The organism is Pseudomonas sp. GR 6-02 (genome assembly GCF_001655615.1).
Classification (GTDB): Bacteria; Pseudomonadota; Gammaproteobacteria; order Pseudomonadales; family Pseudomonadaceae; genus Aquipseudomonas.
Genome location: NZ_CP011567.1, coordinates 4352731 through 4378296, shown reverse-complemented (window position 1 = coordinate 4378296; position 25566 = coordinate 4352731). Strand labels below are relative to the sequence as shown.

Below are 25566 nucleotides of genomic sequence, written 5' to 3'. Positions count from 1 at the left end.
CGCTCGAAGAGCTGAATGCATTGTGCGACGAAGCCCAGCGCAGTCTTGATCTGGGCAACGGCCCGTTGCTGCGAGCGTTGTCGGTGCAGATGGCCGATGGCACTCAGCGGCTGCTGCTGGTGATTCACCACTTGGCGGTGGACGGTGTGTCGTGGCGGGTATTGCTCGAAGATCTGCAGCAGTTCTATCGTCAGGCACGCGACGGCTCGACGCTGACAACGGCGGCGAAAACCAGTTCATACCAGCGCTGGGTGGCGCGTCTGCAAAGCCACCTGCCAACGTTCCACAACAGTGTCGATTATTGGCAGGCGCAACTGCGCGATGCGCCGCAAACCGACTTGCCGTGCGACCGCCCAGACGGTGCACTGCAAAACCGTTTCGAGCAGAAAGTCGAACTGACCTTCGATGCCGAACAAACCCGCAAACTGCTGCAACAGGCGCCGGCGGCTTATCGCACTCAGGTCAATGATTTGCTGCTGACCGCGCTGGTGCGGGCCGTGTGCCGCTGGAGCGGGCAGGGCAGCACGTTGATCCAGCTCGAAGGCCACGGCCGTGAAGACCTGTTCGACGATATCGATTTGACCCGCACTGTCGGCTGGTTCACCAGTCTGTTCCCGGTCAACCTGAGCCCGGTCGGCGACCTCGGCGCATCGATCAAAACGGTCAAGGAGCAACTGCGCGCGGTGCCGGACAAAGGACTGGGCTACGGCGTGCTGCGCTATCTGGGCGACTCGCAGGTTGGCGCCGCACTGGCAGCCATGCCGCAACCGCGCATCACCTTCAACTACCTGGGGCAGTTCGACCGTCAGTTCGACGAAGCGGCGTTGTTTGTGCCGTCCAGCGAAGGCAGCGGTGTGGCCCAGGATCCGTCGGCGCCGTTGGCCAACTGGCTGACGGTCGAAGGCCAGGTGTACGGCGGCGAGCTGTCGATGAGCTGGGCCTTCAGCCGCGAGATGTTCGACACCACGACCATCCAGCAGCTGGTTGATCAATACGCTGTCGAACTCAACGCATTGATCGAGCATTGCTGCACCCTCGAAGCGCCACAGGCCACGCCATCGGACTTCCCGCTGGCGCGCATCACCCAGGCACAACTCGATGCATTGCCGGTGGCCGTCGGCCAACTCGACGACCTCTATCCGCTGTCGCCGATGCAGCAGGGGCTGTTGTTCCATACCCTGTACGAGCAGGCGGCGGGTGAATACATCAATCAGTTGCGGGTGGATGTGCAAGGCCTCGAGCCGGAGCGTTTCCGCGCCGCTTGGCAGGCCACGGTCGATGCACAGGACATCTTGCGCACAGGTTTTGTCTGGCAAGGCGAACTGGAACAACCGGTGCAGATCGTCCACAAGCAGGTGCAGTTGCCGTTCACCGTGCTCGACTGGTGTGAGCGTGACGATCAGCTTCAGGCCTTGAATGAACTGGCCGATGCCGAGCGCCAACAAGGATTCGACCTGAGCCAGGCACCGTTGCTGCGACTGGTGTTGGTGCAAGTCGCAGCCGATAGCTGGCAGCTGATTTACACCCATCACCACATCCTGATGGACGGCTGGAGCAACTCGCAGTTGCTCGGTGAAGTCTTGCAGCGTTACAGCGGTCGCACGCCGGCGTCCTCCGGTGGGCGCTATCGCGATTACATCGCTTGGTTGCAGCGTCAGGATGGGCAACTGAGCCAGGACTTCTGGCGCGAGCCATTGGCCTCCTTGCAAGAGCCGACCCGACTGGCGCGGGTGGCGTCCGGCAACGAAACCCAGAGCGGGCATGGCGACCACTTCCAGACCCTGGACGTCAGTCGCACCCAACACCTTGAAACTTTTGCCCGGCAACAGAAAGTCACCCTCAACACCCTGGTGCAAGCCGCGTGGCTGCTGTTGTTGCAACGCTACACCGGTCACCCAACCGTGGCGTTCGGCGCCACGGTGGCCGGGCGTCCGGCAGACTTGCCCGGCATCGAGCAAGCGGTCGGCTTGTTCATCAATACCTTGCCGGTGATCGGCACGCCGCGTCCGGACCAAAGCGTCGGCCACTGGTTGCAAGCGGTACAGGCGCAAAACCTCAGCCTGCGCGAGTTCGAGCACACGCCGCTGGCGGACATTCAACGCTGGGCCGGGCAGGGCGGCGAAGCCCTGTTCGACAACATTCTGGTGTTCGAGAACTACCCGATTGCCCAGGCGCTGCAACGGGGCGCGGAGCAAGGCGTGGTGTTCGGCGACGTCGCCAACCTTGAGCAAACCCATTATCCGTTGAGCGTCGCCGTGACATTGGGCCAGACCCTGGCCCTGCATTACAGCTTCGACCGGGCGCATTTCTCAACGTCCACGATCGAACGCATCGCTGCGCACCTGCTGCAACTGTTGGAGCAGTTCGCCGAGTCGGCCGAACGCAATCTTGGTGAAATTGCCCTGGCCAGCGCCGCCGAACGGGCGCAGCAACAGGCCGATAACCAGCCGCAGCCGTACCCGGTGAATGTCGCCGTGCACCAACGCATCGCCGAACTCGCCGCCCAACGCCCCGAGCGCACAGCGGTGATTTTCGCCGGTCAGCGGTTCAGCTATGGCGACATCGACCAACGCGCTAATCAGTTGGCCCACGCCCTGATCGCGCGGGGTGTCGGCCCGGAAAGCCGGGTCGGCGTGGCCTTGCCGCGCAGCGAAGGGGTGATCGTCGCGCTGCTGGCGGTGCTCAAGGCCGGCGGTGCCTACGTGCCGCTGGACACCAGTTACCCGCGCGAGCGTCTGGCTTATCTGATCGAGGATTCGGGGCTGGCGTTGTTGCTCACCGATTCGTCGGTTTCTGCGCAGTTGCCGGTGGATGATGCGGTCCCGGTGCTGGAGCTCGACCGTCTCGATCTGCGCAGCCAATCCCTCGCCGCGCCCAAGGTGCCGCTCGATCCGCAGAACCTCGCTTACGTCATTTACACCTCCGGCTCCACCGGTAACCCCAAAGGCGTGAGCGTCGCCCATGGCCCGCTGGCGATGCACTGCCAGGCCATTGGCGAACGCTATGAAATGCGTGACAGCGACTGCGAATTCCACTTCATGTCCTTCGCCTTCGACGGCGCCCATGAGCGTTGGCTGACCAGCCTGACCCACGGCGCTTCGCTGCTGGTTCGCGACGACAGCCTGTGGACCCCGGAACAGACCTACAACGTCATGCGCGAACACGGCGTGACGGTGGTGGCGTTCCCGCCGGTCTACCTGCAACAACTGGCCGAACACGCCGAACGTGAAGGCCATCCGCCGAAGGTGCGGATCTACTGTTTCGGCGGCGATGCCGTGCCCAACGCCAGTTTCGAGCGGGTCAAGCGTGCGCTCGATCCGGACTACATCATCAACGGCTACGGCCCGACCGAAACCGTGGTCACGCCGCTGATCTGGAAGGCCGGGCGCGACGTGCAGTGCGGCGCGGCCTACGCGCCGATCGGCAGTCGCATCGGCGACCGCAGCGCTTATGTGCTGGACACCGACCTGAACCTGCTGCCCCAAGGCATGGCCGGTGAGCTGTACCTGGGCGGCACCGGCCTGGCCCGGGGTTACCTGAACCGTCCCGGCCTGACGGCTGAGCGGTTTGTTGCCGATCCGTTCAGCGCGGTCGGTGGCTTGCTGTACCGCACCGGCGACCTGGTGCGGCAGCGTGCCGATGGCACGTTCGATTACCTGGATCGCATCGACAATCAGGTGAAGATTCGCGGTTTCCGCATTGAGCTGGGGGAAATCGAAGCGCGCCTGCAAACCCTCGATGGGGTACGCGAAGCCGTGGTGGTTGCCCAGGAAGGCACCGCCGGCAGCGGCAAGCGCCTGGTGGCTTATGTGGTCGCCGATGCGCTCAACGCCGAGCGTGCTGATTTCGCCGACAGCTTGCGCGAGCAACTTAAAGTCGCGCTGCCGGCGCACATGGTCCCGGCGTATTTGCTGCTGCTTGAGCGCCTCCCGCTGACCCCCAACGGCAAACTCGACCGCAAGAACCTGCCCAAGCCGGACATCAGCCAATTGCAGCAAGCCTATGTGGCGCCGCAAAGCGCACTGGAGCAGCAACTGGCGACGATCTGGCAAGACGTGCTGAAACTCGATCGGGTCGGTTTGAGCGACAACTTTTTCGAACTGGGTGGCGATTCGATCATCTCGATTCAAGTGGTCAGCCGCGCCCGTCAGGCCGGCATCCGCTTCACGCCAAAAGACCTGTTCCAGCACCAGACCATCCAGGCACTGGCCACGGTGGCGCGGTTGGGTGAGCAGGCTCAGGTCATCGATCAGGGGCCGGTCACAGGCGATCTGGTGTTATTGCCGGTGCAGCAGGCGTTCTTCGAACAGACCATCCCCGAGCGTCAGCACTGGAACCAGGCGGTGATGCTCAAACCGACGCAAATACTGAATGCCAATCTGCTTGAGCAGGCGTTTGGTGCGCTGGTTACGCACCACGATGGCTTGCGCTTGAGCTTCGTCGAACAGGTCGAGGGCTGGCGGGCGCAGTACCGCGCGCCGGGCAGCCAGACCGAGGCGTTGCTCTGGGCGGTTGACGTCGCCGACGCCACGGCACTGGAAGCGGTGGCCAATGAGGCGCAACGCAGCTTGAACCTGCAGCACGGGCCGCTGCTGCGCGCGGTGCTGGCGAACCTCGATGACGGCACTCAGCGCCTGTTGCTGGCGATCCACCATCTGGTGGTGGACGGCGTGTCGTGGCGGATTCTGTTTGACGATCTGCAAACCGCTTACCGTCAGCTGTTGAGCGGCGAGCCCCTGCAATTGCCGGCCAAAACCAGTGCGGCCAAGGTCTGGGCCGAGCACCTGCAAACCTACGCCCGCAGTGCTGAACTGCGCAGCGAACTGGCCTGGTGGCAACAGCAGTTACACGGCGCCGACGTGGCGTTGCCGGAGGACAATCCCGAGGGCGGGCAACAGAACAAGCATGCACTGACGGTGCGCACGCAACTGAACAAGGAAATGACCCGGCAACTGCTGCAAGACACCCCGGCGGCGTATCGCACGCAGGTCAACGACCTGCTGCTGACCGCTCTGGCCCGCGTCATGGTGCGCTGGACCGGGACCGACAGCGCGTTGATCCAGCTCGAAGGTCATGGCCGTGAAGAGCTGTTCGACGGCGTTGACCTGACCCGCACCGTCGGCTGGTTCACCAGCCTGTACCCGGCCAAACTGACGCCGGTCGCTGACCTCGGTGGTTCGCTGAAACAGATCAAGGAACAGCTGCGCGCGATCCCGAACAAGGGCCTCGGTTTTGGTGCGCTGGCCCATCTGGGTGACGACGCTGCACGTCAAATCCTCAGCCAATTGCCGGTGCCGTGCCTGACCTTCAATTATCTTGGCCAGTTCGACGGCAGCTTCACCGAAGCCGACGGCGCCTTGTTCGTACCGTGCAGTGACGCGGCCGGTGATGAACTGGATGCTCGTGCGCCATTGGCCAACCAGTTGGCCCTCAATGGTCAGGTGTATGGCGGTGAACTGAACCTGGGCTGGACCTTCAGTCGCGAACGGTTCAATGAGGCGACCATTCAAGCGCTGGCCGACGATTACGCACTGGAACTGCAAGCGATGATCGCCCATTGCTGCCAGGCCGGTCAGCACGGCGTTACCCCGTCGGACTTCCCGCTGGCGCGCTTGAGCCAGGCACAACTGGACGGTTTGCCGCTGACGCCGCAATCGATCGAAGACCTGTATCCGTTGTCGCCGATGCAGCAGGGCATGTTGTTCCATGCCGTGTACCAGGAAACCACCGGCGATTACATCAACCAGATTCGCCTGGACGTCGACGGGCTCGACCCCGAGCGTTTCCATCAGGCCTGGCAAGCGGCGGTGGAGTCCCACGACATTCTGCGCACGCGCTTTGTCTGGCAGGGCGAACTGGAAAACCCGGTGCAGGTGGTCAGCAAGCACGCGCAGATGCCTTACAGCCTGCATGATTTACGCGCCCATCCGCAGTGCGATCAGGCCTTGCAGACGCTTGCCGACACGGAACGCCAACAGCTCAACTTGAGCGCACCGACCTTGTTGCGGTTGGTGATTGCGCGTATCGACGACCACCGTCATCACCTGATCTACACCAACCATCACATCCTGATGGACGGCTGGAGCAACTCGCAGTTGCTTGGCGAAGTGCTACAGCGTTACAGCGGCCAGTTCAACGCCGCACACAGCGGACGTTACCGCGATTACATCGCCTGGCTGCAACGCCAGGACTCGGCCGCCAGCGAAGCGTTCTGGACCCCGGCGCTGCTGGCGCTGGAAGAGCCGACGCGCCTGGCCCAGACCGTCGCAGTGCCGCAAGCGTCTACCGAAACCCAAGGTTACGGCGATCACTTCCAGGTGCTGGAGGCCGATCAAACCCTGCGTCTGGGCGAGTTCGCCCGGGCCGCGAAAGTCACCGTCAACACGCTGGTACAGGCGGCCTGGTTGCTGTTGCTGCAACGCTACACCGGCAAAACCACCGTGGCCTTCGGCGCGACGGTCGCTGGTCGTCCGGCAGACTTGCCGGGTGTCGAGCAGCAGATCGGGCTGTTCATCAACACCTTGCCGGTGATCGCCAGCCCTCGGGCCGAGCAATCGCTCGCTAGTTGGCTGCAAGCGGTGCAAGGGCAAAACCTGGCCTTGCGCGAGTTCGAACACACCGCGCTGTTCGATATCCAGCGCTGGGCCGGGCAGGGCGGTGAAGCGCTGTTCGACAACATTCTGGTGTTCGAGAACTACCCGATCGCCCAGGCCCTTGAGCAGGGAGCCCCGCAAGGGCTGCGCTTTGGTCCGGTGGCCAGCCGCGAGCAAACCAACTATCCGCTGACCCTGCTGGTGAGCCTCGACACGCAACTGTCGCTGCACTTCAGTTATCAGCGCGGCAGTTTTGCGCCGGCGACGGTGAGGCGATTGGCGGCTCATTTGCAGCACTTGTTGAGCCAGATGATCGACGCCGGTGAACGCTGTCTCGGCGAGTTGTTGCTGCTGGATGAAACCGAGCAGCAACAAGTGTTGCTGGATTGGAACCGTAGCGATGAAGGTTTCGCCCAGGAGCTGTGCATTCACCAGTTGATCGACCGTCAAGTCGCCGCCCAACCGGATGCGCAGGCGGTGACCTTCGCGGCCAAGCAACTGACTTACGCCGAACTCGACAGCCGCGCCAACCAACTCGCCCACAAGCTGATCGAGTTGGGCGTGGGCCCGGAAGTGCGGGTCGGCGTGGCGATGCAACGTTCCGACAGTCTGTTGGTGGCGCTGCTGGCGGTGCTCAAGGCCGGTGGCGCTTATGTGCCATTGGACCCGGATTATCCAGCCGACCGCGTGGCCTACATGCTCGACGACAGCCGTGCGCTGGTGCTGCTGACCGAGCAGGCTGTTGCGGCAACATTGAACGTGACGGCGGGCACTCAAGTGCTGTTGATGGACAACGCCGAGTCGTGGCTGGCCACTTACCCAAGCAGCGCACCGGTCACCCGTGTCACGCCGGATAACCTGGCCTACGTGATCTACACCTCCGGCTCCACCGGCAAGCCCAAAGGCGTGGCCATCGCCCATCGCAACGTGCTGGCGCTGATCGACTGGTCGCAATCGGTGTACAGCCGCGACGACATTCAGGGTGTGCTGGCTTCGACTTCGGTGTGTTTCGACCTGTCGGTATGGGAGCTGTTTGTCACCCTGGCCAACGGCGGCTCGCTGATCATCGCCCGCAACGCCCTGGAGCTGCCGCAACTGCCCGCCCGCGATCAGGTTCGCCTGATCAACACCGTGCCGTCGGCGATCAATGCGCTGCACAGTGCCGGGCAGATCCCGCCGAGCGTGCGCATCATCAACCTCGCCGGTGAGCCGCTGAAGCAGTCGCTGGTCGATGCGCTTTATGGGCAACCGACCGTGGCGCATGTCTACGATCTTTATGGCCCGTCGGAAGACACCACCTATTCCACCTGGACCCGTCGCGAAGCGGGTGGCACGGCGAACATTGGTCGCCCGCTCAAACACACCGCCAGCTATTTGCTCGACGCTGATCTGCACCCGGTGCCGCAGGGCGTATCGGCCGAGTTGTACCTGGCCGGTGCCGGCATCACTCGGGGTTACCTGGGGCGGCCGGGCATGACCGCCGAGAAGTACGTGCCGAACCCGTTCGCCAGCAACGGCGAGCGCCTGTACCGCACCGGCGATCTGACCCGCTATCAGGCCGATGGCGTGCTCGAGTACCGAGGCCGAATCGATCATCAGGTGAAGATCCGCGGTTTCCGCATCGAGCTGGGGGAAATCGAAGCGCGCCTGCTGGAGCAGCCAGCGGTCCGCGAAGTGGCGGTGTTGGCGCAGGAAGCCTTGGGCAATCAGCAACTGGTGGCCTACGTGGTCGCTTCACCACTGGAGCTCGATGATCAGCAGTCCCTACGCGATGAACTCAAGGCACGGCTCAGGGAGTCTTTGCCGGAATTCATGGTCCCGGCGCACCTGTTGTTCCTCGAACAATTGCCGCTGACGCCCAACGGCAAGCTCGACCGCAAGGCGTTGCCGACGGTGGAGGGCGGTCATTTACAGGGGCGTTATGTCGCCCCGCAGAGCGAGCGGGAGCAGCAGGTCGCGGCGATCTGGCAGCACGTACTGAAAGTCGAGCGTGTCGGCCTGCTGGATCACTTTTTCGAACTGGGCGGCCACTCGTTGCTGGCCGTCAATGTGGTTTCACGCCTGCAACTGGAACTGGGCCTGAAACTGACCCCACAACTGATTTTTCAACACCCCGTACTCACGGATTTCGTCAGCAGTCTGGCAACCGCAGGTGAGCAGGTCGATACGTTGAAACTGAGCAAGCTGGACGCCCTGCTTGACGAAATGGAGGAAGCTTGATGGATACCAATGTCGCTTTGAAGATCGCCCGGCGCTTCATTACTTTGCCGCTCGACAAGCGCAGGGTCTATCTGCAGAAGATGCTCGAGGAGGGCGTTTCACCGGCGAACCTGCCGATTCCCGAAACCCAGTCGCAGTTCGATCCGGTGCCGCTGTCTTTTGCTCAGGAGCGCCAGTGGTTCCTCTGGCAGATGGACCCCGACAGCGCCGCCTACAACATCCCCAGTGCCATGCAGTTGCAGGGCGAACTCGACATCGCGGCACTCGAACGCGGTTTCAATGCATTGATTGCCCGTCATCAAAGCCTGCGCACCACGTTCCGGCAGCAGGATGAGCAAGCGGTGCAGGTGATTCATCCGCACATGAACCTGACCGTCGCCGTGCATGAACTGGATGAAAGCCCCGATGCCCTGTCGCCAGAAGCGCAGATTCAAGCGTTCGTCGCCGAACAGGCCGGGCAGCCGTTCGACTTGGTCAACGGGCCGCTGTTGCGCGTCAGCCTGCTGCGCCTTGGTGCGCAGGAGCACGTGCTGACCCTGACCCAGCACCACATCGCCTCGGATGGCGCGTCGATGCGGGTCATGGTCGATGAACTGCTGCAACTGTACGGCGCTTACCGCCAGGGCCACGAACTCGCTTTGCCGGCGCTGTCGATCCAGTACGCCGACTATGGCATCTGGCAACGGCACTGGATGGAAGCCGGGGAGCGCGAGCGGCAACTGGACTACTGGCAGGCGCACTTGGGCAGCGAACATCCGGTGCTGGAATTGCCCACCGATTATCCGCGTCCGGCGGTGCAGAGCCTGCGTGGCGCCCGTCATGAGCTGGCGTTGCCGCCGGCACTGGGCGAGCGCTTGAGCGCCTTGGCCAAAAGCGAAAACGTCACCCTGTTCATGCTGTTGCTGGCGTCGTTCCAGACCTTGTTGCATCGCTACAGTGGCCAGGCCGAGATTCGCGTCGGCGTGCCCACCGCTAACCGCAACCGGGTCGAGACCGAACGGCTGATCGGCTTCTTCGTCAACACCCAGGTGCTCAAGACCGAGTTCGATGCTCAGGCCACGTTCAGCACGCTGCTGGCCCAGGTCAAACAGACCGCGATGGCCGCCCAGGCGCATCAGGACCTGCCTTTCGAGCAATTGGTCGAGGCCTTGCAGCCGGAACGCAGCCTGAGCTACAGCCCGCTGTTCCAGGTCATGTACAACCACCAGAGCACCGGCGCCAGCCAAAGCCGCCTGGGCACGGGCGAGTCGGCGCTGACGATCCGCCACTTGCATCAGCCATCGCGCACCGCGCAATTCGACCTGACCCTGGAAACCTTCGACGGCCCCGAGGGCCTCGGCGCACAACTGACCTATGCCACCGACCTGTTTGACGGCGCGACCATCGAGCGTCTGGCACGGCATTGGCAAAACCTGTTGGGCAGTATCGTTGCCGATCCGCAGCAGCGTGTAGGCGAACTAGGTCTGCTCGACGAAACCGAACAACAGCAGGTGCTGGTCGACTGGAACTGCAGCGCCGCCGAATACCCGACTGACCGTTGCATTCATCAATTGATCGAAGCCCAGGCCCGGCGCACGCCAGAGGCCACGGCGTTGGTGTTCGACGGGCAATCCCTGAGTTATGCACAACTCAATCGCCAGGCCAACCAGTTGGCCCATCGGCTGATCGAACGGGGCGTCGGCCCGGATCAGTTGGTCGGTATCGCCATCGACCGCAGCCTGGAAATGCTGATCGGGCTGTTGGCGATTCTCAAGGCGGGCGGTGCCTACGTGCCGCTGGACCCGCAATACCCTGAAGACCGTCTGGCGCACATGATCGAAGACAGTGGCTTGCAACTGCTGCTGACCCAGGCGCATTTGACCGGGCAACTGCCGATTCCGGCTGGCGTGCAAACCCTGTTGCTCGACCCGCAAGGCGAGCACGCTCGCGGTTACAGCGAAGCCGATCCGCAGGTAGCGCTCAGCGGTGAACACCTGGCGTATGCGATTTACACCTCCGGTTCCACCGGCAAGCCCAAAGGGGTGATGGTGCGCCATCAGGCGCTGGTGAACTTGGTGGTGAGCATGGTCAAGGAGCCGGGCATCGAGGCCCGGGACCGCATGCTGTCGTTGACCACGTTTTCGTTCGATATTTTCGGCCTGGAGATCTACGGCTCGCTGCTCAGCGGTGCCCGTGTGGTGCTGGTGGACAAGCACACCGCCCAGGATCCGCAAGCGCTGCTGGAGATGATCCGGCAGCAGCAAGTCACCGTGGTGCAAGCCACGCCGTCGACCTGGCGCATGCTGCTCGACCACGAACAGGCGCCCACCCTCCAGGGTTGTAAATTCCTCTGCGGCGGCGAAGCGCTGGCCGATGACCTGGCCCAACGCATGCTCGGCCTGGCGGGGCAGGTCTGGAACCTTTATGGCCCGACCGAAACCACCATCTGGTCGGCGGCCTGGCAGCTGACCCGCGAGCAGCGCCAGCCGTACCTGGGCAAACCGATTGCCAACACCACGCTGTACATTTTGGGCGATGACCTGACGCCGAACCCGGCGGGCTCGATTGGCGAACTGCTGATCGGCGGGGACGGCCTGGCCCGTGGGTATCACGACCGAGCGGCAATGACCGCCGAGCGCTTCCTGCCCGACCCGTTCGGCAACGGCGCGCGGCTGTACCGCACCGGCGACCTGGCGCGCCATCGTCACGACGGCGTGCTCGAATACATGGGGCGTATCGACCATCAAGTGAAGATCCGCGGTTTCCGCATCGAACTGGGTGAAATCGAAGCGCGTCTGCTGGAGCTGCCAGCGGTCCGCGAAGTCGCGGTGCTGGCGCAGGAAGCCCTGGGCAGCCAGCAACTGGTGGCCTATGTGGTCGCGCCGCAACTGGACCTCGATGCCGCCGACGAGCAACTGCGTCTGCGCGATGAACTCAAGGCGCGGCTCAAGGAATGCCTGCCGGAATTCATGGTCCCGGCGCACCTGCTGTTTCTCGCCAGCCTGCCGCTGACACCTAACGGCAAACTCAATCGCAAGGCGTTGCCAGCGGTGGACGCGAGCCAGTTACAGGCGCGTTATGTCGCCCCACAGAGCGAGCGGCAACAGCAAGTCGCGGCCATCTGGCAGGACGTACTGAAGCTGGACCGCGTGGGCCTGACCGACAACTTCTTCGAGCTGGGCGGGCACTCCCTGCTGGTGACCCAAGTGGTGTCGCGGGTGCGTCGGGTGCTGGGCATTCAGGTGCCGTTGCGCAGCCTGTTCGAGCACAGCACCCTGGAGGATTTCGTCCAGGCGCTGGGCGCCGAGCCGGGCGAACAGTCACCGCCGATGACCCGGGTCGACCGTGACCAACCGCTGGCGCTGTCCTTTGCCCAGGAGCGTCAATGGTTCCTGTGGAAAATGGACCCCGACAGCGCCGCCTACAACATCCCGACCGCGCTGCGGATGCGCGGCGCGCTGGACAAAAATGCCCTGCAACGCAGCTTCGAGGCGCTGGTGGAGCGCCACGAAAGTTTGCGCACAGCGTTCGTCGAGGAAGATGGCCGCACCTGGCAGGTGATTCGCCCGCAAGGCCGCATCAGTTTTGTCGAGCAACGTCTGGCTGCCAGCGATGAAGCGAGCATCAAGGCCTTCGTCGAACAGGAGACGCAACGCCCGTTCGATGTACTCGACGGCTCGTTGGTGCGCTTCGTTCTGCTGCAGGTGGGCGAGCAGGATCACGTGCTGATTCTGACCCTGCACCACATCGTCTCCGACGCCTGGTCGTTGCAGGTGATGATCGACGATTTGATGGGCCTGTATGCGGCGATCAGCCAGGGCCGGCCGGCCGAATTGCCGCCACTGCCGGTGCAGTACGCCGACTATGCGGTGTGGCAGCGTCAATGGATGGCCGCCGGCGAACGGGATCGGCAGTTGGCCTACTGGTGCGAAAAACTCGGCAGCGAACAGCCGCTGCTGGAGCTGCCACTGGATCATCCGCGTCCGGCGCAGCAAAGTTTCCGTGGCGCGCGTCTGCCGATTGCCCTCGACGAATCCCTGAGCAATGCCCTGAAGGCCTTGTCCCGACGGGAAAACGTCACGCTGTTCATGCTGTTGCTCGGCTCGTTCCAGACCTTGCTGCATCGCTACAGCGGCCAGGCCGATATCCGCGTCGGCGTGCCGATTGCCAACCGTAATCGGCTGGAGACCGAGCGTCTGATCGGCTTCTTCGTCAACACTCAAGTGCTGCGCGCCGAGTTCGACGGCCAGCTGACGGGCGCGCAATTGCTGCAACAGGTGAAGCAGACGGCCATGGCGGCGCAGATGCATCAGGACCTGCCGTTCGAGCAACTGGTCGATGCGCTGCAACCGCAACGCAACCTGAGTCACAGCCCGCTGTTCCAGGCGATGTTCAACCATCGCAGCGAAGCGGCCTCAACGCTGGCCGAATCGTTGCCGGGCATCGAGCTGGCAAACCTCAGTTGGGAACACCGCACCGCGCAGTTCGACCTGACCCTGGACACCAGTGATAACCCGCAAGGCCTGCACGCGTCGCTGACCTACGCCACTGATTTGTTCGAGCCATCGACCATCGAGCGCATGGGCCGGCATTGGCTGAATCTGTTGCAGGGCCTGGTCGAGGACATCCACCGCCCGGTCGGGCAATTGGCGTTGCTCGATGACCGCGAGCGGCAATTGACGGTCGCCGGTTGGAACGCCACCGCTGTCGACTACCCGTTGCATCGCAGCGTGCAGGCGCTGATCGAAGAGCAGGTCGGTAAAACCCCGCAGGCGTGTGCGCTGGTGTTTGCCGAGCAACGCTTGAGCTACGCCGAACTCAATGGCCGCGCCAACCAACTGGCTCACGTGCTGATCGAGCAGGGCGTCGGCCCGGATGTGCTGGTGGGCATCGCGGTCGAGCGGTCGGTGGAAATGGTCGTGGGCCTGCTGGCGATTCTCAAGGCGGGCGGTGCCTATTTGCCGTTGGACCCGGAATACCCACAGGAACGTTTGGCCTACATGTTTGAAGACAGCGGCATCCAGTTGCTGCTGACCCAGAGCCATTTGCTTGAGCAATTGCCGATTCCGGCCGGCATTCGCAGCCTGGTGCTGGATCAGGACGGCGACTGGCTGGAAGGCCGCAGCGATGCCAACCCTGGCGTTGATCTCGACGGGGAAAACCTTGCCTATGTGATCTACACCTCGGGCTCCACCGGCAAACCCAAAGGCGCGGGCAACCGTCATTCGGCACTGATCAATCGTCTGTGCTGGATGCAACAGGCCTATCGGCTCGACGCCACGGACAGCGTGCTGCAAAAGACCCCGTTCAGTTTCGACGTGTCGGTCTGGGAGTTCTTCTGGCCGCTGCTGACCGGTTCGACCCTGGTGGTGGCCGCGCCGGGTATTCATCGTGATCCGGCGCAGTTGATCGAACTGATCACCGCGCAACGCATCACCACGCTGCACTTCGTACCGTCGATGTTGCAGGCGTTCCTGCAAGACCCTGCGGTGGGCCAGTGCCGCAGCCTGACCCGGATTGTCTGCAGCGGCGAAGCCCTGCCAGTGGACGCGCAGCAGCAAGTGTTTGCCAAGCTGCCGAATGCCGGGCTGTACAACCTCTACGGCCCGACCGAAGCGGCCATCGACGTCACGCACTGGACGTGCATCGAGGAAGGGCGCGACAGCGTGCCGATCGGCCAGCCGATCGCCAACCTGGGCACTTACATTCTCGATCACGAGTTGTCGCCGGTGCCGGTGGGCGTGATTGGTGAGTTGTACCTGGGCGGCGAAGGCCTGGCCCGGGGTTATCACCGTCGCCCATCGCTCACGGCAGAGCGCTTCGCGACCAGCCCGTTCGGTGACGGCCAGCGTCTGTACCGCACCGGCGACCTGGCGCGTTATCGCGCCGACGGGGTGATCGAATACGCCGGACGCATGGACCATCAAGTGAAAATCCGTGGCCTGCGCATCGAATTGGGCGAGATCGAAGCGCGCCTGGCCGAACACGACGAAGTCCGGGAAACCGTGGTCATCGCCCAGGACGGCACGCTGCTGGTGGCGTATGTGGTGCCGGCCCGCGACGCATTGCTGCACGCTGACGACGAAACTCGCAACGCCTTGCAGCGCCGCCTCAAGGAACACCTGAGCCAGACATTGCCGGACTACATGGTCCCGCAGCATTGGCTGTGGCTGGAAAAAATGCCGGTCAGCCCCAACGGCAAACTGGAACGCAAGGCGTTGCCCAAGGCCGACACCACGGTCAGCAGCAAGGCTTACACCGCCCCAACCACTGCCACCGAACAGGCGTTGGTGGCGATCTGGCAAAGCGTGCTGGGGCGGCCGCAGGTGGGAATCAGCGACAACTTCTTCGAGCTGGGCGGCGATTCGATCATCTCGATCCAGGTGGTCAGCCGGGCGCGTCAGGCGGGGATACATTTCAGCCCTAAAGACCTGTTCCTGCACCAGAACGTGCAAAGCCTCGCGGCGGTGGCGAAGGTCGGCGACAGCGACTTGCGCATCGACCAGGGCCCGGTCACTGGCGACACGCCGCTGCTGCCATTCCAGCAGTTGTTCTTTGAGCGCGAGATGGCCGAGCCGCACCACTGGAACCAGTCGGTGCTGCTCAAGTCCGCCAAACCTCTGCACGCCCAACACCTGGAGCGTGCGTTGCAGGCACTGGTCAGCCATCACGACGCGTTGCGTCTGGCCTTCACCCATCAGGGCGATAACTGGACCGCACAGCATCGCTCCCCGGCCGAGCAACAGGCGCTCTGGCAACAGTCGCCGCTGCTGTGGACCGCCGATGTCGCCGATGCGGCGGCACTCGAGCAGTTGGGCGAACAGGCACAGCGCAGCCTCGAACTGGCGAGCGGTAATCTGCTGCGCGCGGTGCTGGCGAACATGGCCGATGGCAGCCAGCGACTGTTGCTGGTGATCCATCACCTGGTGGTCGACGGCGTGTCCTGGCGCATTCTGCTTGAAGACCTGCAACAGACCTATGAGCAGTTGCAGGCGGGCCAAACGCTCACATTGCCGGCCAAGACCAGTGCCACCCAGGCCTGGGCGCGACGCTTGCAACAACATGCCGACAGCCCGGCGATGCAGGCTCAGCTGACGTTCTGGCAAGGGCAATTGCAGGATGCGCGCAATGACTTGCCCTGCGATCGACCCCAGGGCGAGTTGCACAACCGCCACGCTTTGCATGTGCAAACCCGCCTGAACAAACAGCAAACCCGCCAGCTGCTGCAGGAGGCGCCGGCGGCCTATCGCACGCAGGTTAACGACCTGTTGCTGACGGCGCTGGCGCGGGTGATTGCGGACTGGACGGGCGACGCCTCGACCCTGATCCAGCTCGAAGGCCACGGTCGCGAGGCGCTGTTCGACGAACTCGATTTGAGCCGCAGCGTGGGTTGGTTCACCAGCCTGTTCCCGGTTCGGCTGACCCCGGCGAGCACGCCGCAGGACTCGATCAAGACGATCAAAGAACAACTGCGGGCGATCCCCGATAAAGGCCTGGGCTTTGGCGCGCTGCGCTACCTGGGCAATGACAGTACCCGGCAAATGCTGCAAGCCTTGCCCGTGCCGCGCATTACCTTCAACTACCTGGGCCAGTTCGATGCCGGGTTCGGCGACGAGGCGGGTGCACTGTTCACCCCGGCCAGCGAATCGGCGGGCGCGGAGCAAAGTCCGCTGGCGCCGCTGGACAACTGGCTGACCCTCAATGGCCGGGTGTATGGCGGCGAATTGAGTATCGGCTGGACGTTCAGCGGGCAGATGTTCGATCCGTCGACCATCGAACGATTGGCGCAGGCTTATGCGCAGGAACTGGGGCTGTTGATCGAGCACTGCTGTGAGACTCGGCATCAGGGGCTGACACCGTCGGACTTCCCGCTGGCCGGGTTGACGCAACGCCAGCTTGATTCATTGCCCGTGACGCCACGTCAGGTCGAAGACATTTACCCGCTGTCACCGATGCAGCAAGGCATGCTGTTCCATACCCTCTACGAGCAGCAGGCCGGCGATTACATCAATCAGCTGTGCGTGGATGTCGAAGGCTTGAACGTCGAGCGTTTCCGCGAGGCCTGGCAAGCGGTAATGGATGCGCACGATGTACTGCGCAGCAGTTTTGTCTGGGACGGCGAGTTCAAGCGTCCGTTGCAGGTGATTCACAAGCAGCTGGCCGTGCCGTTCACCTTCCATGACTGGCGCGACCACAGCGATGTGGCCCTGGCGCTCAGCGAACTGGCGGCCGCGCAGCGCCAGCAGGGTTTTGACCTTGCCGCCGCACCGTTGCTGAACCTGACGGTGGTGCGTCTCGACACTGCGCGTTTTCACCTGATCTACACCAGCCATCACATCTTGATGGACGGCTGGAGCAATTCGCAGCTGCTCGGGGAAGTGCTGCAACGCTACAGCGGCCAGGTGCCGGCGAACACGGCGGGGCGTTATCGCAACTACATCGAATGGCTGACGCAACAGGACGCGCAGGTCACCGAAGGTTTCTGGAAAGGCCAGTTGGCCGGGTTCGATGAGCCGACCCGGTTGGCCAAGGCGCTGGTGTGGACCGGCAGCGATGCGGCCAACACCGCTCAAGGCGAGCACTTCCTGACCCTGGACCAGGCGCAGACCGCCGGGCTCAATACGTTTGCACGGGAACATAAAGTCACCCTCAACACCCTGGTGCAGGCAGCCTGGCTGTTGCTGTTGCAACGCTATACCGGGCTAGACACGGTCAGCTTCGGCGCCACGGTGTCCGGACGTCCGGCACAACTGGCCGGGGTCGAACAGCAGATCGGCCTGTTCATCAACACTTTGCCGGTGGTCGCCAGCCCACGGGCCGAACAGCCGTTGGCGCAGTGGCTACAACAGGTGCAGGCGCAGAACCTTGCCTTGCGTGAGCAAGAACACACCGCGCTGTTCGACATCCAGCGTTGGGCCGGGCAGGGCGGCGAAGCGCTGTTCGACAACATTCTGGTGTTCGAGAACTACCCGATCTCCGAAGCCCTGCAACAGGGCGCACCGCAAGATCTGCGCTTCGGTGAAGTGGGTAACTTCGAACAAACCAATTACCCGTTGACCCTGTCGGTCAATCTCGGCGCCGAGTTGTCGTTTCAACTGAGTTTCGATCGTCAGCAGTTCGATGACGCCGCGATTGAACAACTGGCCGGGCATCTCGCGCACCTGCTGTTGCAGATGGTCGAGGCACCTGCCGCCAGTGCCGTGGGCGATCTGGCCCTGGTCTCGACCGCTGTGCGCGAGCCGCTGGCGCTGCCGGTCGATGACGTGTGCGTGCAGCGTTTGTTTGAACGGCAAGCCGAACGCACGCCGCACGCGCTGGCGTTGATTTTCGACGAGCAACGCCTGAGTTATGCCCAGCTCAATGCCCAGGCCAACCAATTGGCCCGCGTGCTGCTGCAACACGGCGTCGGCCCCGAAGTGCTGGTGGGCATTGCGGTCGAGCGTTCGACGCAGATGATCATTAGCCTGCTGGCGGTGCTCAAGGCCGGTGGCGCCTACGTGCCGCTGGACCCGGAGTACCCGGCCGAGCGACTGGGCGCGATGATCGAGGACAGTGGTCTGCGTGTGCTGTTGACCCAAAGCCACCTCGTGCCGAAGTTGCCAGAAGCTGCGGGTGTGACCGTCCTGAGCCTGGATCAACTGGATTACCCGACCCGGACCGACAATCTGCCGCAGCGCAGCGGCCCGCAAAACCTGGCGTATGTGATGTTCACCTCGGGCTCCACCGGGCGCCCGAAAGGCGTTGGCATCACTCAATCGGCGCTGACCCGTCATGCCCGGGTGGCCCTGGATTTCCTCGGCCTCACGCCGCAGGACCGCTCGCTGCAATTTGCCACGTTCAACTTCGATGCCTTTGTCGAGCAGCTTTACCCGGCACTGATTTGCGGTGCCTCGGTGGTGCTGCGCGGGCCGGACATCTGGGACAGCGAGACCTGGTATCGCGAATTGCGCGACAAGCAGTTCAGCGTCAGCGACCTGACCACCGCCTACTGGAATATGTTGGCCAAGGACCTCGTGGCGACGGGTCATCGTGACTATGGCGCGTTGCGCCAGGTGATCGTCGGTGGCGAAGCCATGCCGCCGGAAGGTGTTGCCGCCTGGGGCCAGGCCGGGCTGGGCCATGTGCGTCTGCTGAATACCTACGGCCCGACCGAAGCCACGGTCAGCGCCACGCTGTTCGATTGCAGCGACTACGTGTCCGGCCGCGACCCGTTGCCGGTGACCATGCCGATTGGCCGGGCGTTGGGCGGCCGGGCGATTCATGTACTCGACACCCAGGGCCAACCGGCGCCGGTCGGTGTGGTCGGTGAACTGGTGATTGGCGGTGAGCTGCTCGCACGGGGCTACTTCCAGCGCCCGGAATTGACCGCCGAACGCTTCATTCCCGACCCGTTCGATCCACTGGGCGGTGGCCGCGTGTACCGCACCGGCGACCTCGCGCGTTATCGCGCCGACGGCGTGATTGAGTACGTCGGGCGGGTCGATCATCAAGTGAAGATTCGTGGATTGCGCATCGAGCTCGGTGAAATAGAAACCCATCTGCTGCGGGTTCCTGCGGTGCGTCAGGCACTGGTGGTGGCGCAACCGGGCGCCATCGGTCAGCAATTGGTGGCGTACGTGGTGTTCGACGATCCGGCGCAAGCCAGCGCCGATTCATCCACGCTGGCGGCGTTGCGCGGTGACATCAAGGCACGCTTGAAGGCCAGCCTGCCGGATTACATGGTTCCGGCCCATGTGCTGTTCCTCGAAGGCCTGCCCCTGAGCCCGAATGGCAAGATCGATCGCAAGGCCTTGCCGGGCGTCGATGCCAATCTGGCGGCGTTGGACTATGTCGCGCCTGAAGGTGCACTGGAACAGCAGATCGCTACGGTCTGGCAGGACGTGCTGGAACTGCAACAGGTCGGCCGCGACGATCACTTTTTCGAACTGGGCGGGCATTCCCTGCTCGCCACGCAAGCGGTCTCGCGCCTGCGCAAACTCACGGCCTGTACGTTGAGCCTGCGCGACCTGTTCAGCCATCCGCGACTCAAGGACCTGGCGGCGTGGATCGCGCAGCAGCAGGGCACACCTGAGCCGAACGGCCACCACGGTGTGGTGCTCAAGGCCCATGGCACCCGGCACAGCGCACCGTTGTCGCTGGTGCAGCGTCGCTTGTGGATCGCCGAGCAATTGTCCGGCGGCACCGCGGCCTATGGCATGCCGATGGCCTTGCGTTTGCGTGGTGAGTTGTCGGTGGAACGGCTGATCAGCAGTTTCGCCGAGGTGGTGCGCCGCCATGAAGTGCTGCGCACCGCGTATACCCAGGACGATGAAGGTGACCCGATTGCCGTGATCGCCGAGCAGGTTGAACTGGATTTCCCGGTGATCGATTTGTCCGGTCTGTCCCGCAGTGCCCAGGAAGAATGGGTGGCACAAGCGGCACTGGAAAACGCGCGCACGCCGATTGATATGGAACACGCGCCACTGTTGCGTGGGCGGATCCTGCACCTGGGGCCGACCGAGCATGTGATGCTGTATGCGATGCACCACATCATTTCCGATGGCTGGTCGATGGGCTTGCTGGTCAACGAACTGGTGGAGATTTACCACCGTATCAAGGCCGGTGACCTGACCCCGTTGCCGGCGCTGGAGGTGCAGTATTCCGACTTCGCGCTGTGGCAGCAGGAGCTGGAACAGCAAGGCGTGCTGGCGCGTCAGGTCGAGTACTGGAAAGCGCGGCTCGCGGGCTATGACGGGCAACTGAAGTTGCCATCGGACAACCCCCGTGGCTTGACACCGTCCTATGCGGGTGACTCGGTGCAGTTCCAGCTCACCACGCCACTCAGCACGGCCTTGCGCCAGTTGTCGATGGACGCGGGCGTCACGCTGTACAGCACGCTGCTGGCGTCGTTCCAGGTGTTGTTGCACCAGGTCAGCGGCGTTGCGGATGTGTTGGTCGGTGCCGACGTGGCCGGGCGTGAACAGCCGGAGCTTGAGCGGTTGATCGGCTTCTTCGTCAACGTCTTGCCGTTGCGTTCGCAGTTCGACGCCACCACGCCGTTCGCCCGATTCCTGGGCCAGACCCAGGAATCCCTGCTCAGTGCCCTGGAGCATCAGGACCTGCCGTTCGACATGATCGTTGACGCCTCGGACGTGCCGCGGCACAAGGGCATGAATCCGCTGGTGCAAGTGTTGTTCGTGATGAACAACCTGCCGGGACGCACCCAGGCCATCGGCGGTTTGAGCGTGGAATCGCTGCCGGCGCTGGAGACCCATTCTAAATTCGACATGGCGTTGTTCGTTGACGATGAAGCAGGGCAATTGCTGGGTAATTGGCAATTCGCCACAACCTTGTTCGGACACGAGCGCATCCAGCACCTGGTGAAGGCCTGGATAGCCCTGTTGGAACAGATCGTCGCTGATCAGGACATTCAATTGGGAGCTATCAGCATGCCAGTCGACAATTTAGCGGTGGCCGCCAAGCCTGCCGTCCCCGGACCCAAGGCCGACAAACTCGGCAAGTTCCTCAAGCGCGGCGCCGCCCCGGCGGCCAAGGCCCGACCAGCGCCGATCCGCGAATCGCTGATCGCCGCACCACAGCCGTTCCCGCTGCTGCTGGAACCTAACGAGCCGCATCTGGACTTGATCGAGTGGATCAACAACAACCGGCCGCTGATCGAAGAAAAACTCGCCAGGCACGCCGGGATTCTGTTCCGTGGTTTCGAACTGGACGGCATTCAGGGCTTCGAGGCGTTTGCCGAAGCGATCCAGCCAGGGCTTTACGGCCAGTACGGCGATCTGCCGAAGAAAGAGGGCGGCAAGAACACCTACCGTTCCACGCCGTACCCGGAACGCAAGATGATCCTGTTCCACAACGAGAGCTCCCATCAGGACCGCTGGCCGCGCAAGCAGATGTTCTATTGCGAGCAAGCCGCGCCCATTGGCGGTGCGACTCCAGTGGTGGATTGCCGGTTGATGTACGAAAAACTGCCGGCGGACCTGCGGGACAAGTTCGAGGAAAAAGGCCTGCTTTACGTGCGCACCTTCACCGACAACCTCGACGTGTCCTGGCAGCACTTCTTCAAGACTGAAGACCGTGCCGAAGTCGAGGCCCGTTGCCGGGCCGGCGGCATCGAATGGCGCTGGCTCGACAACAATGAACTGCAAACCCGCACCCCAGGGCCGGCCATCATTCGTCACCCGGTGACCGGCGCCAAATCGTTCTTCAACCAGGTGCAACTGCATCACATCTATTGGCTGGAGCCGGACGTGCGGGAAGACCTGTTGTCGATGTTCGGCCTGGACCGCTTGCCGCGCCACGTGTTCTACGGCGACGGCACGCCGATCGAAGATGAAGTGATGCAACGCATCGGTGACTTGTACGAAGAATGCGCGGTGCGTTTCGACTGGCAAAAAGGCGACGCCATCCTGCTCGACAACATGCTGGTGGCCCATGCCCGTGATCCGTTCGAAGGCCCGCGCAAGATTGTCGTGGCCATGGGCGATATGTTCGACCGCAGCGCCCTTGAACGCGAAATGAACACCGAGGAAACCGGAGCATGAACGAGGTATCGATGGACCGGCAGGACCTGGGTTACGCCTTGACGCCTGAACAGCAACGGTGGCTGGAGCAGTTGCCCAAGGCCCCGGCCTGTGGTGATGCGCTGCATTTCCTGGAGATCGAGATCCGCGGCGCCCTCGATCCGCAGCGGGTGCAAAACGCACTGGATCGCTTGCTGGCGCAACAGCCGATGCTGGTTGCGCGGCTGGGCAAGGCGCCGGGATTCCATGGTGTCCGACAGTTCGTCGGGGGGGCGGAGCGCTTCCCGCTGAGCGTGCAGGCGCGGGTCGATACCCCGGCCGGTATTCAGGCTCAGCTCACCGAATGGGCGGAACGTGCTTTTGTCGTCGGTGAATCCGAGGGCGCGCAAGCGGTGCTCTATCGCCTGGCCGATGATCAATGGAAATTGGTCTTGGGCCTGGCCCGGCACAGCCTCGATCAAAGCGGCGTGCGGTTGCTGTATCAGCAATTGGTGCGGGCCTATGGGCAACCAACGGCGGCGGACGATGATGAAGAGACCGGTGAATTCACCCAGTACCTGGAATGGCGCAGTGAAGTGGTGCTCGACGAAGACGCGGCCGGCGCACGTATTTACTGGCAGGAACACCTGCAAGGCGTCGATCCTGATCTGAGTACTCCGTGGCTGGCCTATCGCAACGGCAATCCTCGATTGTCGTCGGCCACTGAATCGCTGGCGCTCACGCTCGATCCGGCACTGCGCAGCGGTTTGCAGCAAGTGGCCGGGGCGTTGGAGCAATCGCCGAGTGTGGTGCTGCAAGCGGCCTGGTGGCTGTTGCTGGGTCGGCTCAGCGGGCATCAACAGGTGCTGGTCGGTGTGCGGCATGACAGTCGCGAAGATTACCAATACTTCAGCGATGCCGTGGGCGTGTTCGAGAAAACCCTGCCGCTGAACCTGCCACTGACGGCGAATGCTGGGTTCAGCACCTGGGTGGCAGAGTTGGCGGCGCGTCTGGATGAGCACCGTACATGGCAGGAGTACTGGGCGCCTGAACTGGCGCCTACGGCGGCTCGCCCGGCGTATGGTTTTGCCGTGTGCCGGGCCATGCAAGCCGCGACGTCCGCTGATCTGCAATGGACTCCGCGTTCGGCAGTGCGCGAAGCGCTGTTTGAATTAATGCTTGAACTGGAAACGGACGAGGCGGGCAATGCCCACGCGTTCCACCTGCATTACAACGCGTCCCGTTACTCGGTTCAGGCGATGGAAGGGTTGCTGGAGCAGTTGCGCGTATTGCTCGAAAACATCGTTGCCAATCTTCACGCCGAACTCGGTCAACTGAACGTGTTGGGAGCCGCCGAACAACAGCGCTTGCTGGCGATCAACCCGCCAGTGCGAGCACGGGTCGATAGCCGGTTCTTGCCGCAGCGCATTGCCGACTGGGCCCGGACCACGCCGCAAGCCATCGCCTTGACTGACGGCGATCGACGTCTGAGTTACGGGCAGTTGCAGGCGAAGGTCGAGGTGTTGGCCCAGGCATTAAAAGCCCAGGGGGTGGCGCCAGGGGCTATCGTCGCGCTGGCCTTGCCACGCTCGGCGGAGCTGGTGATCGCCATGCTCGCGGCGTGGCGCATCGGCGCCGCGTACCTGCCGCTGGACCCGCAATGGCCGCAAGCCCGTCAAGCCTTGATGCTGGAACAGGCCGGCGCTGCGTTGCTGCTGGTCGACGCCGGGCACATCGCGCAATGGCACGATTATCCGTTGCCCCTGGCGACCGTGGATCGTGTGCTGCAATCGGCGCCGGCGAGCACGTCGGCCATCACCCTCGACACACAGGGCGATCAGGCGGCGTACGTGCTGTTCACCTCCGGCTCCACCGGTATGCCGAAAGGCGTGGTCATCGAGCATCGGCAATTACTTAATTACACCGCTCACGTCAGCCAGGCCCTGGGGCTGGAGCAATGCCAGCAGTTCGGCTTCACCTCCACGGTGGCGGCAGACCTGGGCAACACGGCGCTGTTCGGCGCCTTGTTCAACGGCGCCGCACTGCATGTGGCCAGCGATGAGCAAATGCAGGACGGCAATTTGTTTGCCGACTTCCTGCAACGGCAAGCCATCGATTGCCTGAAGATCGTTCCGTCGCACCTGGCTGCGCTGCTCGACAGCGAACGCGCGCAACTGCCGCGCACGCTGGTGCTGGGTGGCGAGCCGATTGCCCAGGCATTGGTGCAACGGATCGCCGGTTTGCGCAGTGATTGCCGGGTGTTCAATCACTACGGCCCGACCGAGGCCACGGTCGGCGTGCTGGTTCATCCGCTGGATCTGGAGGCGGCGGTGCCTGACGCCGGCGTTCTGTCCCGGGTGTTGGGCAACAATCAGGTGTTTGTACTCGACGATAACCGGCAACTGGCGCCGGTCGGTGTGCTGGGCGAGTTGTACCTCGGCGGCGCGCAGTTGTGTCGCGGCTACGTGAATGTCGAGGCCGATTCGCAAGTGTTCATCCAGAGCCCGTTCAATCCGCAGGAGCGCCTGTACCGCACCGGCGACCTGGCCCGCTATCGCCCGGATCTGGCGATTGCGTTGCACGGTCGGCGCGATCAGCAAATCAAGGTACGGGGTTTCCGTATCGAACTGGCAGAGATCGAAGCCGAGTTACTGCGTGTGCCGCAGGTCGCGCAAGCACTGGTGTTGCCGGGGCCGTCCGCGCAAGACGGGATGCTCGCGTTCATCGTGCCGCATCAGGCGCCTTCGGCGACTTTGCTCGATGCCGTTCGCGACGAACTGGCGCTGCGCCTGCCCAGTGTGATGCTGCCGCAGCACTTGCAATTGATCGACAGCTTCCCGCGACTGGCCAACGGCAAGGTTGACCGCAAGGCCTTGCAACAACTCGCGTCCACCTCGGCTGACGATGAAGGCATGCAACCCCGCGATGCTCTTGAGCAATTGCTGGTGACGCGCATGGCGCAGTTGCTGGGGGTTGAGCGTCTGGGCATCGACCGGGACTTTTTCGCCGCTGGGGGCCATTCCTTGTTGGTGATCAAACTGGTGGCCGGCATTCGCAAGTTGTTGCAGTGCGAAATCCAGCCGGGCGTGGTGTTTGACCATCCGACCGTGGCGGGTCTGGCGGCGGCGTTGCGCTCCCGAGAAAGCAGTCCGGGTCAGTTGGAGAAAATCGCCCAGGCGCGGTTGCGTCTGGACAACATGAGCCCCGAAGAAAAAGCGTTGCTCACCGAAAAAGCCCGGCAACTGCAGAACGCCAAGGCTGCACAAAACGGTTGA

Annotated in this window: 3 protein-coding genes (1 of these 3 only partly in view); all 3 read left to right on the top strand. The window is 63.2% G+C overall.

Features of this window, described 5'->3' with window-relative positions; genetic code table 11:
• Tightly spaced (each overlapping or abutting the next), the 3 genes in view from PGR6_RS19140 to PGR6_RS19130 form a layout consistent with a single transcriptional unit that may run on beyond the window.
• Window positions 1-8813: the 3' portion of a non-ribosomal peptide synthetase gene (locus PGR6_RS19140; RefSeq protein WP_064619067.1), read on the top strand. The gene continues 3559 nt to the left of window position 1, outside the view; 8813 of the gene's 12372 nt are visible here — the last part of the coding sequence; its start codon lies off the left edge, out of view; its stop codon occupies window positions 8811-8813.
• Window positions 8813-22333, top strand: coding sequence for a non-ribosomal peptide synthetase (locus tag PGR6_RS19135; protein WP_064619063.1), 13521 nt, complete (start codon window positions 8813-8815; stop codon window positions 22331-22333). The genes PGR6_RS19140 and PGR6_RS19135 overlap by 1 nt, the downstream gene beginning before the upstream one ends.
• Window positions 22330-25566: a non-ribosomal peptide synthetase gene (locus PGR6_RS19130; protein WP_064619060.1), complete on the top strand. Its 3237-nt coding sequence runs from the start codon at window positions 22330-22332 to the stop codon at window positions 25564-25566. The genes PGR6_RS19135 and PGR6_RS19130 overlap by 4 nt, the downstream gene beginning before the upstream one ends.